The following is a 12068-nucleotide window of genomic DNA, read 5'->3' as shown; positions in this document are numbered from 1 at the left end:
CTCATGAAAATCATGTTTTATTAATCAATCAGTCCATTAATTAAATATTATATCTTAATTAATAATAATATCATCTGTTTCAGTTTAATATGAAGTTTATTATTATTTAAGCCCGCAGGGCTTTAAAAGAGCTATTAATAAATTAAAAAATAGGATAAATAGGATTATTAGGGCCTTCATATTCAGTAGGTCTTTAGTGAGTAATCAAAGAATCCTAATTTTATCTCCAGTTTTAACCTTCCCTCCAGTGATTGCCCGGGCGAAGATACCTTCCCTGGGCATTATACAGTCCCCGGCCTGCTGGTAAATAGCACAGCGGTTGTGGCATTCTTTACCTATCTGGGTAACTTCCAAGACGGTTTCATCACCCACTTGGATCCTGCTGCCTATGGGAAGCAAGACGAGTTCGATTCCGGTGGTGGTAATGTTCTCGGCAAAATCCCCTGGATGCACATCCAGTCCCAGATCTCGCATCTTATCAATGCTCTCCTGTGCCAGGAGACTTACCTGTCGGTGGGTTTCGGGGTTACTGTGGGCATCACCCACCAGTCCGTGGTTTTCTTTAACCACACACTCCCCAACGTCAGTCTTTCGAGTTTGCTTCTGAGGACTGGTACATACTGCAATTATCTCCCCTGATTCAGAACCGGTTACTATTTCACTGGATGTAAATTCTATCATAGGATCACTGTAATTTAAGATTTTATTGCATTCAATAATTTATCTCTAAAAAATGGATGATGGACGTTTATCTATCCATTCAAGCCTTTTTTAAGATTTAAGATCACTTATACTTTCTGATCACTTTAGTTTCAGATCACTCTAGTTTCAGATCACTTTAGTTTCAGATCACTCTAGTTTCAGATCACTCTAGTTTCAGATCACTCTAGGATCACCAATAATTATTTATAATTTATTTGGATTTTAAATTATTTAGATCCTTTAACATCACCTTTTTCCTGTTCGGAGAGTTTTATGTTGGATTTTAAATTTTTTATTGCTACTTCTGCCACCTTTTCACCGGAGAGGAGCATTCCTCCAAAAGTGGGTCCCATACGGGGGCTTCCGTAGGTAGTGGCCACAGCCATACCAGTAACCAGTAATCCGGGGTAGACTTCTTTGGTGTTCTCCACAATGGCATCTTCTGATTTTTCCACCCACATTCCCTGGAAACCTTCAATATCCACCATTCCTCTCTTTTCCAAGGATTTAACAACCACTGCATCGTGTCCGGTGGCATCGATAACTATCTTTGACTCCAGGGCCACTGGATCAACACAGGTAATTGCCCGTGGCAGAGCAGACACTGGTGTCCAGTTTATAACCACTCCCGCCACTTTACCATCTCTGATAACCACGTCATCGAATTTGGTCATGTTAATCACTTTGGCACCCGCATCAAGTGCACTGGCAATGAGCTTGGAACAGGCATGGGGACCGTCTGCAACAAACAAACCATCCTGAACCTTTTTATAGGGAACTCCAATCTCATCTAAGATTCGCTCTCCCGGTTCTCGGACGGTTAATTTGTTCATGAGGTACCCTCCAATCCAGAACCCGCCTCCCAGATAGTTGTTACTTTCGATTATGAGAGTTTTCACACCCTGCTGGGCAAGCCTACGTGCAGCTATAAGACCACTTGGACCAGCTCCTATGATGATAACATCACTTTCAATATAATCAATAAATTCTTCTGCAAATTCAGATACAATTGCTTTGGTTACATCCTTTTCTGAAACTTTTGAAAATATTTCCATTTAGTTTCCTCCTGGTTTAATTTTCACCTTTAAAACTCCCTACGAGAGTGGGAACTTCTATAAAACCCTTCTTTAACAATTGTTATATAACTATAGTTACATATAAAAATTGCGCCCAGTGTTTGGAAAATAAATAAAAAAATATTAAACCATTAAAATCTGTGGGAATTAAATTTGATATAAAAAATATATTTGGGTAATATTTAAAATATTATTAAATAGTTTTAAACCTATTTAAGTAATTTAATACCCTTAATGACTTTGTCAAATTCATCTAAAGCGTCAATTTTTTTCAGTGTCTCCAAAACCAGTGGTAATTCCGCATTAGTTTCAGGATGCCTTGGCGCAGCAGAACAGCCACTATCAGGGAGTATGGATATATCGAAGGTACCAATTTTTTTACCGATATTTTCAATCTCCACCTTATCCATCCCTATAAGGGGACTTAGCACGGGTAATGAAGTTGAGTAACGTGTGGCCAGAATATTTGGCAGGGTTTGTGATGCTACTTGACCTAAACTGCTTCCATCAACAATGGCCAAGGCTTTCTCCTTTTCGGCAATTTTTTCGGCAATTTGGTACATCCCACTTTTACACAGCACACAAGTCATCCTTTCAGGAGCTTCATCCTTACACTTCTGGAGGTACTCTCCATAATCAACTTGGTAAAGTTTCAGTTTTGAACCTGCAGAGTATTCTTTTAATTTCTCATGCATTTTCAGGATTTTTTCACTGGATCCAGAGGTGAATGGATGATTGTTGAAGTTGACAATGGTAACACTACAACCACGTTTCATCATTAAAAACGTGGCAACCGGCGAGTCTATCCCTCCTGATACCAGTGCTATAACCTTTCCCTGTGTCCCAAGGGGTAAGCCTCCAAGTCCCTGTATCTTTTCATGGAATATGTAGGTCTTATCATCCCGTACCTCAACAAATAATTCGAAATCGGGATTTGAAAGATCAACCTTGGATTTTGTTACTCCGTACACCACAGAACCTGCGTATGCAGCCATTTCCTGACTGGAGAAGTCATGTTTTCCCACTCTTCTACATCTAACTGCAAATGAGTCACTTGATGAGAAGGATCCTTCATTTACCAGTTCGTTGATGTAGATTTCAATCAACTCTTTAATTGAAATCTTGTCAGTGTGAGTGACAGTTGCTGGGCTGTATGAAACTATTCCCACAATTTTTTGGAGGGATTTAAGGGTTTTATTTAGATCTTGAGGATAAATGAAGATTCTGCCCTGTTTTATATCTACACGATCATTAATAACCGTTTTAATATTTGCTATGAGCTTTCTCTCGAATCTTCCTCTGACTTTCGGGCTTTTAACCCCAATTTCCCCGTAACGAACTATTATTAATTTCTCCAGCATCTTGAAAAACTCCTAAAAATTAAAAAAATATAGTAGTATAGGTTCTGTAAACCTATTGGCCACATACTTCACAATCTGGCCTTTTATTAGTTTTAACTTTTTCTACTTTTGACTTGAGACCATCCCATAGGAATATCTCGTTTTCCAGTAATTCTCCCTCTCCAGTAATGTATTTCACTACTTCTATAGCCTGTACTACTCCTATAAATCCGGCTGTTACACCTATAATTGGAAAAACTGCTTTGGGTGGGCTTTTCGGGAATATGCAGTTTAAACATGCTGTTTTACCCGGAATTATGGTGGTGGCTTGACCATCAAATCCAGTGACCGCTCCGTGGAAATAGGGAATTCCCAGTTGGTTACTTGCCCTGTTAAGGGTATGTCTGGTGTTAAAGTTGTCCATAGCATCAATTATCAAGTCTGAGTCCCCAACGAGGTCAATCACATTCTCATCAGTAATAGTCTCCGAAATGATATTGACGTTTATATCCGAGTTTAACGCGATAAGGGTTTCTTTAGCTGATTCAGTTTTTTTTCGGTTAATATCTGCGTCTCCATGTAATATCTGCCGGTTGAGGTTGCTTAACTCCACAACATCATGGTCTGTTATGGTTATGTTTCCCACTCCGGCCACTGCTAGATATACTGATATGGGGGACCCTAATCCTCCTGCTCCAGCAATAAATACCTTTGAATTTTTAAGTTTTTCCTGTCCTTCTTCGCCAAATATCAGGGTTTGACGTGCGTATCGTTTAATTTCATCTTCTGTAAGCATATTATATCCTCACTTATTTTTTTTTAACCGCCGAACACTACTTTAATCACGGTTATCTCATCATCATTGGTTAAGAGATGGTCTTCATGGATAAGGGCATCATCCTTTTTAACCACTACTTCTAGTGAATTTATTTCAAGCTCTTCCAGAATCTCTTTAACCGAAGATGAGCTAATTTCTAATTCTTTTGTCTTTTGGTCCTTAATGTTTATTTTCATTTAATCACCGGCCAATTATTTGGCCGTTTATTATAAATGGATTAACCATTGATTTTGATCAATTTTTTTAATTAATTCCATCACTAATCATAGGATATTATTTAACTCATGCTACATTTTAAACACCTCTAAATCTTTTTTTTATTTTTCTCAAATTGAATATCATATTTTTGTTGTATTTGAAGCACTTTTTTATGCTTTGAAGCCCTGATCCAGGTCTTCAATCAGATCATCCACATCTTCCAGACCCACTGATAGACGTATTAGGTCATCGGTTATCCCAGCGTTTTTCCGGGCTTCAGGGGTCATTGATGCATGGCTCATGGTTGCAGCATGTTCCACCAGGGAATCAGCTCCTCCCAGGGATTCCGCCAGGGAGAATAATTCCAGACTGTGGAGGAATGTTCCGACATCTGACTTGAGTTTAAATGAAACCACTCCTCCGTATCCAGTCATCTGTTTCCTGGCTATTTCATGGCCAGGATGGTTAGTTAAACCCGGGTAGTAAACCTCTTTAACCTGAGGATGATCCTCCAAGTACTCGGCTATGGTAAGGGCATTACTGGCATGTCTTTCCATCCTCAGGGGCAGTGTTTTTATGCCACGGAGAACCAACCATGAATCGAAGGGTGCGGCGTTAGTCCCCATTCCATTGAGGAGGAAGTGCACATCTTCGGCCAGTTTTTCAGTGGTAGTTACAATAGCCCCACCAATCACATCACTGTGCCCGTTAAGGTACTTGGTGGTGGAATGAAGCACCAGGTCAATACCAAAATCTATTGGTTTCAGGAAATATGGGCTGGCGAAGGTGTTGTCGGCAACAGTGAGTAGCTGGTTTTCATGTGCAATTCTAGAAACCAGTTCCAGGTCAGTGATGTTCAGGAGGGGATTGGAAGGTGTTTCTACCCATATCATCTTGGTGTTGGGTTTAAGAGCATCCTGGATCTTTTCTTCATCATTAAGTCGTGTGAAAGTAAATTCAATTCCAAAACGGGTCATTATCTGTTCAAACAGTCTGTGTGAACCTCCGTAGAGATCATCACAGCTAATCACATGATCACCTGCACTTAAAAGGTGTATGGCCGTAGCAACAGCTGACATCCCACTGGAAAATGCGAATCCCTGGTTTCCACCTTCAAGAGCGGCTATGGTGTCTTCAAGCACGTTTCGGGTGGGGTTGCTGGTTCGGGTGTAGTCATGTTCTTTGGGCTTTTGGTATCCATCAAATACAAAGGTTGAGGTTTGACATATGGGGGTTGATATTGCCCCAGTAGATTTGTCCGGTCTTCTGCCGGAATGTATTGATTTTGTATTAAATCTCATTATTTCTTCTCCTTCAACTATTCATGTGCTAATTTTTGTTTTTTTAATAGATTGAAATATTATTAGGTTGAATTTTAGGCATTCTCCTTAACTATGAGGTGGGGGTGTAACTCTAATTAACATAACGATAGTTATATAACAATTGTTATATCTTATATAGGTTGCGGTAAAAAAAAAGACTGTTTTTAACTTGGGAGAATATTCAAAAAGATCTGATGAATAGAATCGGGGTGATGCCACGTTTTTTTGAAAAATAGGTTTTAACATAAAAATTAGGATTACACAAAAATAATTCCAAAGGAGAAAATATTAAGGGATTAATTCCTTATTTTATAAAAGATTCCCTATTACCTAAAGAAAGTATTTCGAATGATGATTTTTTAAAAAAAGGCTTAAAAAAATTTAAAAAAGAATTATAGGGGAAATAAAAAGAATTATTTCCGTGCCTGAGCCACTTTCCGGGCGATGACCAGTTCACCAATGGCAATAAGTCCCACGAAGAATTTTTCCAATCCTCCAGTGGCCCATATGGCCTCACCAAAGGTGGATTCTCTGATCCTTTTCTCGTAGTCCTGGGCAGTGACTCGTTTACCTGTCCTGCGCCGGGTGACAATGGCTGATGCTTCCATAAGTTCATCCCAGGTAACTCCTTTGAGTTCATTATCCATGGCCTCGAAGATCTTGTAAACTTTAATCTCATAAAGACTGGAAAGAGTTTTCACAATATCAAAGGTACGGACCACACCCACTACCACATCATCATCATTTACAACTGGTATGGCAACTACCCTGTGCTGGGATGCTTCCAGGACAGCTAAACGTGCAGGGTCATTCTGATTTACAAGAACAACATCTTCCTTAACATACATTACATCTTTAACCTTTTTCAGACCTTCCCTGAATCCTCTGGTCACATCCAGGGAGGTGATCCATCCAATGAGCCTTTTTTGATCGTCAACTACAGGAGTGGTGAATTTCCGTTTATTTTCCATTAAAATCGAAACTTCCACCAGGTCCTCATCAGGGGATACTACAATAAAATCCTTGTCCATCATTTCCTTAACTAACATCTTAAACCATCTCCAGTTTTAAAGCCCCTACCGGGCATTTTGTAGAACAAACTTCACATAAAATACATTTTTCCTGGTCTAAGACCACCCTGTCGCCATCAATCTTAATGGCATCAACTGGACAGTTTTCTTCACAGACCTGGCACTGAACACAAGTGTCCTCATCCACCATGAGCTCTTTTGTTTTTATCACAGGTCCCAGTTCTCTTACAAGATCAATGGACCCTTGGGGGCAGACATTAACACAGGCACCGCAACCCACACAGGCATCAGGGTCAACCTGGGCTACTTCACCCTCACGGGCAGTGATGGCTCCAGTGGGGCAGAATTTGACACATGTAGCACATGAATCGCATTTATCAGGATCCACGTGAATTGATTCCATGCGTAAATTACGATGTGGTACCTTGACATCCTTCAGATGAAATTTAACATCGTCCTGAACATTTGATGTGCTTTCAACAACATGTACACATTTCACAGGGCAAGTCTGGGCGCAGATTTCACATTTCACACAGTTGTCCATGATTCTGGCGGGTCGTGATGATGTGGAGTCACTGATAGCATTAACCGGACATTCCTCCACGCATAAATTGCACCGGACACACTCGGGGGAGATTGTTATGAATTTATCCTCAAAGGTGCAATCCTCAATTTCTCCTTTAAATCCTTCCTGACTATCTTCCAGGTCCCTGGATTTAAGGGCTACCTCTCCCTCCAGTACTTCTTTCTTCTTTTTGAATGTTACATCCATCTTAACACCATCATGTAATTCACTAACCCTGGATATTTTATTGTTAGTTTATTTTCAGTCCCTGATTTATAATATTTTATAATAACCTACAATTTAGTTATATCTTAAATTTAAGTCAAAGTATTCAATTACAGTTTATGATTTATGAAATCACCGCATTTTATCCGGATACTTGGATATTATTTGAGATAAGAATGGAAGACCGCTGATGGCACCGGGCATTTTCACACAGTAAGATGCAACGTAGTTTCCCATATTGGCTGATCTTTTGATACTTTTACCCCTTAAATATCCGTAGAGGAATCCTGAGTTAAACGCATCCCCTGCACCGGTTGTGTCCTGACAGTCAACATTAAAAGCCCCCATGAGATGGGATTCATCACCATCGGTAACTATGCACCCCTGTTCACCCTTTTTAATTACCAGTATTTCCAGTCCAAAATCAAGAAGGGCTTTCATTTTATCATTCTCCTTATTCTGGTGTGGTATTAAAAGTTCCAGTTCTTTTTGATTTAAAAGTAAGATATCAGTTCTTCCCAGTAACTTTTCCAGGCCTTTGATGCCTTTTGTTGCATAGATCATCCCGGGGTCCATGCTTACGGTTACACTATCTGGAATTGAATCTAACAGTTCTTCCTGTACCTGGATGGATTTGCCTACAAATGATGTGAGGTGTATAAGTCGTGTATTTGCCAAGTATTCCTGGTTGATCTCGGAAGATGTGATTTCATCATTTACTCCCGGATCAACATATAACGCTCGTTGAGCGTTAGGATCCACAAATCCCTGTACAGTACCACTGCGACCTGGGGAATTTTTTATAACTCCCCCGGTGTCAACACCTTCCTTTTCAAGGTTTTCCAGGAGTAACTGTCCCTGCCGGTCACGGGCCACTTTTCCTAAAAAACCAGTTGATAGTCCCAGTCTGGTTAGTCCAATGATGGTGTTGGCTGCCGAGCCCCCGCAGCTTTCATGTACGTTGGTAACATAGGCTTCTTCGTCTTTTCCAGCTATTTTATTAACCCAGTAGAGTCTGTCCAGGTTCAGTGCTCCGAATCCCACAGCGTCCAGTATCAGGGAAATAACATCACATCCAGTTGATCAATTTTTTATCTTGTTTAGTTGTTATCAAGTTCACCAAATGTAACCTTCTATTTAGGGTTAATCATCTGATTATTCTCTATTTTTTTATATGAATTTTGATGTTGAATCTATAAATTATTACCTATCATCTACTAATTAATCTGTACTCTAATTTAATCCCTACTCTAATCTTCTTATTCTAAATTAATCATTTAATCTTCACTTTTATGGGAATAAATCTTTCAAATGTATCTGGTGGTCTCCCAGTTTCCCACCATAATTACCAGCTGATATTCCCAGAACATCATTGTAATCCAGTAAAACCTCAATTCCTGTTTTCATGGCTTTTTTAAGGGATTTGAGGGTGAGGCCGTTTAAAACTATTTCAGGGATGTAATTAACACCTACTGGTACCTGAGATTCAGCTCCAAGTATGTTCTGAAGGGTGGGGCAGTAGGGGTGGTTGGTGGTGGGTCCAATCCAGGGGTAGTTGGTTTCGGGTTTAGAGGCTGCTGAACAGATATCAAAGGGAGTTATCACTCCGCCCACGTGTTCAATAGCCTTTAAAGCCGCTCTACCTCCTTCGAGTACTGCTTTCTTACTCTGGGAGTAGTACCAGAAGTTGGCTCCCATGATTCCCTCCATGTATCCTAATTTGCGTTCAATGAGAAAGTCGGGTATGGCTATGGGTACCACAATCATGTGCCGACCGTATAGTTCTTCTTCCCATTCGTATCCATCACCACAGTGACCAACATATTTCATGGTGTCAATATAACCGGTGGGATTGATGGATGCATCAAACACAGAGGTGAAGGGTTTTACCAGAATGTCCTGCCTTATGCGGTATGATAATTCCACCTGGAACTTTTCAATATCAGTGGTGTTGTACCAGAACTGGAGGATTGCTCCTTTCCTCTGGTCAGGAGTCTCATCTTCATTTAACCAGCCCTCAATTCCCCCCTCCACTCGCCCTATAACTGTTCCTGGGGTGCTGGTGGCATCGTAGGCTGCTCTATGGAGGGTCTCTTCATCATCGGCAGTGACCATCACCCGACAGCATATGCCATTGAAGGCCTCGGCATAGGTGTCCTCAATTTTATCCATTTTTTCAGAAAAATCATCATTTCCGTTTCCATGGAATTTTTCATTTCCGATGGTCATTAACCCAGTCCTCCGATTGATTCTCCCCTAACTTCTTTACGGAACTTACAGCTATCTTTCTTTAACTCTTCCAGATTATCTTCGGTGATGATTTCTAGTTTGGTGTTGGTTTCAGCCAGTTTAAAAGCCAGCTGGGGGTTAACTGGATGATTTTTAACTGCCTTCTCAGGGTCCTTTTCAAATGACGCAGCAAATTCAAGAACAACGTTTCTGTTATATCTATTGAACAGATCAGCAATTATGGATGTGATTACGGTGTTATCAGAGATAACTGCAATGGATGCATTATCCAGTGCGAATTCATTCCCGTTAAATGATAATGCGATTCCTTCATTTTCTTTAGCAAAATGAAGTGGTTCTACATCGGTTATACTGTCCCCCACGTACATCAGATCCTGGGCCTGGAAACCGTTCTTGGCCATAATATCCAGAACTGCTTCCTTCTTGGCTTCACCACCTACCGGTTTAACTTCTTCAATGAGTGAACCAATTTCCATCCCTGGGATGTCTTCCCAGAATATACGTTCCAAGTTATCAAATTCAGGGTCAGAAACAATGGATGAACGGAATTCTTTAAGCTTCTTCCCTTCCTGCTCACTCAGGGGGTGACTATCCAGATCCAGACGGGTACAGTAACACTGATTAAACGAAAAATTGGTTAAATCACAGAGTGCCTGGATGTAGGGTTCGTAACTGGTGCTGACAATGTATGATGGCATGATAAATTGCAGCAATCCCAGGGTGGCCCTGGCTCCAGGTATGAGAAGAACATTACGTGATGAAAACTCCCTCATATTCAGATTAGTAGCGCCGTATGCCTTCAGAAAAGGCAATATGAGTTTTAAAGTACTCCCCGCGTTATAACCTGGTCTTTTTATTTCATCTACCAAAATATCATCATAATGGCTGACTATCTGGAAGAATTTTTCCCCATCTTCAATGAAATGACCTGCCAGTTCAAAGGCATTGTCATTAACTGAGATGGGTCCTTCACAATCAGAAACAAAGAATTTCTTACCTAACAAATCTACATCCTCCTGTGGACGTTTAAAATCAATTACATGTTTTTCAATAACATGCTTAAAAATTATTTTATTAAAGATTGAGGTTGAGATCATAGGGGGATAATAAACCCCCTAATCTGAAATTAAAGATATTTACTGAGTTTAATCCGCATGATCCAGTTTCACGGCCCTGGTGGGACAAATTGACTGGCATTCACCGCAGAAGATGCATTTATCCTCATCAACAATCACCTGGTCATTTTCCAGGGTCATGGCATCAACTGGACACTTATTAACACACACTCCACACCTTTGACAGGCAGTATTATCAATAAGGACTTCTCCAGATGAGGTCCCCGTGATGTCACGTCTTTTGAAGAGAACACGACCATCTTCCACCTGGAAGGATTCTTCCTTGAGTGATATGGATTGGAATGGGCAGGTTTCAACACATTTACCGCAGTAAACACATCCGTCCTCGATATGTACTGGTGAGGGCATTTCCAGTTCTATGCAATCAACAGGACACTCTTTTATACAGGCGCCACAACCAATACATGTATCTTCATCTACCATTATCTCCCTGTGGGGGTTGGTTGCCTGTATGATCTCTTTAAGATCTTCAATTTCAAGGTCTCCCCCAACCAGTGCTTTGATTTCATCTGTAACCCGTTCAGTGACATCCTGGGTGAATTCATCTTCACTGTGGCTGTGACTTACCTCACGGGTGACCTTATTGAGGATGGAGTCAATCTTAACAGTTTCACGGGCAAGTTTCTCGCTTTCCTTTTCCATGAGCTCAGAAACGATTTCCATAGTTTTTATCTTCTGATAACCTTCATAAGCTCTCTTACGGGATGAATACCTGATAGCTGTTGATGGACAAACATTCATGCACTCTTCACACCGAGCACAGTATGATGGGTTGATATAGGGTAGTTTGCTCATTTTATCCACGTTAATGGCACCCTTGGAAGGACATACACGGGTGCAGGTCATGCAGCCAATACATTTTTTCTGGTTGACCACAATAGCCTTCCCACCCACCACTGAACGTGGTAGGATCTCACCATACTTTATGGCTTCAGTGGGACACACCCTGGAACAGTAACCACAGCGCACACATTTATCTTCATCAATAACACTATGGGCTTCCTCGGTACCGGAAGAAACAAGGTGAATGGCCCCCATACGGCAGGCGTCCACGCATGCTCCGCATTGTCGGCAGAGCTTGGTGTTTATGTTAGGAACATTCTCTCTAAGGGGTTTAGAGAGGGTTGTTTCCATATGGATGGCATCGTAGGGGCAGGCATTCCTGCACAGGACACATCCAAAGCAATTATCATCAATTTCAATGTGGTCATCTGTGAGATTTTTATGTACAGCATCTACTGGACAGACATTTAGACAGGGCTTCTCGGTGCAGAGGGCACATTTATCATGGTTTATATCGTACTCCACTTCCACATCACGAAGTGGTTTGTAAATTTTTTTAAGTTTATCTGATTTCCTGATTTTATCCGTTGTAGTGGGCATTT

Annotated in this window: 12 protein-coding genes; all 12 read right to left on the bottom strand. The window is 40.8% G+C overall.

Annotation, left to right across the window (positions count from 1 at the left end):
- Positions 1 to 204: 204 nt before the first annotated feature.
- Complete coding sequence (locus tag HY987_RS11660) at positions 205 to 681, bottom strand: MOSC domain-containing protein (RefSeq protein WP_292758876.1); 477 nt, start codon at positions 679 to 681, stop codon at positions 205 to 207.
- A 248-nt stretch (positions 682 to 929) separates the two neighbouring features.
- Positions 930 to 1757, bottom strand: a complete 828-nt coding sequence (locus HY987_RS11655; RefSeq protein ID WP_292758873.1) for a sulfide-dependent adenosine diphosphate thiazole synthase — start codon at positions 1755 to 1757, stop codon at positions 930 to 932.
- 230 nt (positions 1758 to 1987) lie between these two features.
- A complete protein-coding gene (gene thiI / locus HY987_RS11650) occupies positions 1988 to 3139 on the bottom strand; it encodes a tRNA uracil 4-sulfurtransferase ThiI (protein ID WP_292758868.1) in 1152 nt (383 codons plus the stop codon).
- 52 nt (positions 3140 to 3191) lie between these two features.
- A complete protein-coding gene (locus tag HY987_RS11645; protein WP_292758866.1) occupies positions 3192 to 3914 on the bottom strand; it encodes a HesA/MoeB/ThiF family protein in 723 nt (240 codons plus the stop codon).
- Between the two features lie 23 nt (positions 3915 to 3937).
- Entirely contained in the window at positions 3938 to 4132 is a 195-nt protein-coding gene (locus HY987_RS11640; RefSeq protein ID WP_292758863.1) for a MoaD/ThiS family protein, read from the bottom strand.
- A 192-nt stretch (positions 4133 to 4324) separates the two neighbouring features.
- Positions 4325 to 5455 carry a PLP-dependent aspartate aminotransferase family protein gene (locus tag HY987_RS11635; RefSeq protein ID WP_292758860.1) on the bottom strand — a complete coding sequence of 377 codons (1131 nt, stop codon included), beginning with the start codon at positions 5453 to 5455 and terminating at the stop codon, positions 4325 to 4327.
- A gap of 434 nt (positions 5456 to 5889) precedes the next feature.
- Positions 5890 to 6525 carry a CBS domain-containing protein gene (locus HY987_RS11630; RefSeq protein WP_292758857.1) on the bottom strand — a complete coding sequence of 212 codons (636 nt, stop codon included), beginning with the start codon at positions 6523 to 6525 and terminating at the stop codon, positions 5890 to 5892.
- Position 6526: 1 nt separating this feature from the next.
- Positions 6527 to 7279 (bottom strand): 4Fe-4S binding protein, encoded by a 753-nt coding sequence (locus HY987_RS11625; protein WP_292758854.1) that lies wholly within the window; start codon positions 7277 to 7279, stop codon positions 6527 to 6529.
- A 150-nt stretch (positions 7280 to 7429) separates the two neighbouring features.
- Positions 7430 to 8341 (bottom strand): carbohydrate kinase family protein, encoded by a 912-nt coding sequence (locus tag HY987_RS11620; protein ID WP_292758850.1) that lies wholly within the window; start codon positions 8339 to 8341, stop codon positions 7430 to 7432.
- A 246-nt stretch (positions 8342 to 8587) separates the two neighbouring features.
- Positions 8588 to 9469, bottom strand: a complete 882-nt coding sequence (locus HY987_RS11615; protein WP_292759418.1) for a formylmethanofuran--tetrahydromethanopterin N-formyltransferase — start codon at positions 9467 to 9469, stop codon at positions 8588 to 8590.
- 56 nt (positions 9470 to 9525) lie between these two features.
- On the bottom strand, positions 9526 to 10551 hold the full coding sequence (locus HY987_RS11610; RefSeq protein WP_292758847.1) for a hypothetical protein: 1026 nt from the start codon (positions 10549 to 10551) through the stop codon (positions 9526 to 9528).
- 141 nt (positions 10552 to 10692) lie between these two features.
- Entirely contained in the window at positions 10693 to 12066 is a 1374-nt protein-coding gene (locus tag HY987_RS11605; protein ID WP_292758844.1) for a 4Fe-4S binding protein, read from the bottom strand.
- Between the last annotated feature and the right edge of the window lie 2 nt (positions 12067 to 12068).

The sequence above is a fragment of the Methanobacterium sp. genome, from assembly GCF_016217785.1.
Classification (GTDB): Archaea; Methanobacteriota; Methanobacteria; order Methanobacteriales; family Methanobacteriaceae; genus Methanobacterium.
The sequence above is the reverse complement of the archived record's forward strand: the minus strand, read 5'-3'. Positions and strand labels throughout refer to the sequence as shown.